Annotated in this window: 3 protein-coding genes; all 3 read right to left on the bottom strand. The window is 53.3% G+C overall.

The window, feature by feature from the left end:
- On the bottom strand, nucleotides 1-204 hold a 204-nt coding region (locus DEO48_RS15530; RefSeq protein ID WP_181367018.1), incomplete at its 3' end, for a type VI secretion system baseplate subunit TssF.
- Between the two features lie 3 nt (nucleotides 205-207).
- Entirely contained in the window at nucleotides 208-639 is a 432-nt protein-coding gene (gene tssE, locus DEO48_RS15525; protein WP_109845663.1) for a type VI secretion system baseplate subunit TssE, read from the bottom strand.
- 6 nt (nucleotides 640-645) lie between these two features.
- Nucleotides 646-1,414: type VI secretion system contractile sheath large subunit (gene tssC, locus DEO48_RS15520; RefSeq protein ID WP_109845662.1), on the bottom strand; the 769-nt coding region annotated here is incomplete at its 5' end.

Genomic DNA, 1,414 nt, shown 5'->3' with positions numbered 1-1,414 from the left:
ATGCGTCAGTTCCGGAAACTCATCTTCGATTTTGGCGCGCAGGCTACCCGTCAGAAACGCGAACCCCTCCAGCAGTCTTTCCACATCAGGATCGGTAGTCTGTTCAGATAAAAAACGCGACAGCTCGGGATGCGACTCAGCAAACTGACGCCCCTGCAGGCGCAGCCAGGTCAACTCATCCCGGTAATAATGTTCCAGCGACATAAATCACATCATTCTGTAGTGGCGGTTACTGTCCATATGGATATCAAACGAGGCGACCTGCTCAATCGTATCCAGATGTACCGAGGCGTTAACCCGAAATGCCATACCGGGGACCGCTGCGGTGTTATCCACAGCAAAAACCTCAACACCGACAATCCGTGGCTCATATTCGCGGATACAATGGCGGATAGCTTCACGTATACGTCCACCTGCATCAGCACGACTCTGCGTGGAATCATTAAGATCCACCACACCGAGCTCCGGCGCACTGCGGCAACTCCCGCATCGGGTATTGAGAACACGCTCAAGCTGACGCTTGACCGAGCTGACCAGCCTGTCTGTTTCCTGGGTGGGTGAAATGGCTGTATCCTCACCCCTGATACGATCAAACAGGCTGGCAGAGCTTCCTCTGTTCCATAATGCGAGAGAAGACACCGTGGCTTATTCCTTGTCCAGACGACCCACCAGGGAGAGTTCAAAGTTCGCGCCCATGTATTTGAAGTGCGGACGGACAGAAATCGACACCTGATACCAGCCTGCCTCACCTTCCACATCCTTCACCATGATCTGCGCTGCACGGAGAGGACGACGGCTGCGCACATCAGCAGGCGGATTTTCCTGATCGGCAACGTACTGCTTGATCCAGTTGTTCAGCTCACGCTCAAGATCCTGACGTTCTTTCCACGAGCCAATCTGCTCACGCTGCAGAACTTTGATGTAATGCGCCAGACGATTAATAATGAACATGTACGGCAGCTGCGTACCCAGACGATAATTGGTTTCGGCATCTTTCCCCTCACGCGTATTCGGGAATACCTTCGGCTTCTGTACCGAGTTGGCCGAGAAGAACGCAGCGTTATCACTGTCCTTACGCATAGTCAGAGAGATAAATCCCTCCTCTGCCAGCTCGTATTCACGGCGATCGGTGATGAGGACTTCCGTCGGAATTTTGGCCTGTAGCTGCCCCATCGCTTCATAAACGTGGACAGGCAGATCGGAGATAGAACCACCACTTTGCGGACCAATGATATTCGGGCACCAGCGGTACTTCGCGAAGCTGTCGGTCAACGCCGTCCCCATCAGGTAGGCGGTATTGCCCCACAAATAATGATCATGGCTGGCGTTTATATTTTCCTGATAATTGAACCCTTTGACCGGATTCTCCACCGGATCGTACGGCAGGCGAGCCAGAAAACGCGGTGCGGTTAAG

It is taken from the genome of Enterobacter sp. CGMCC 5087, assembly GCF_003144775.1.
In the GTDB taxonomy this organism is placed as follows: domain Bacteria; phylum Pseudomonadota; class Gammaproteobacteria; order Enterobacterales; family Enterobacteriaceae; genus Enterobacter; species Enterobacter cloacae_M.
Note: the sequence above shows the minus strand (reverse complement) of the source record. Positions and strands in the feature narration are given on the sequence as shown.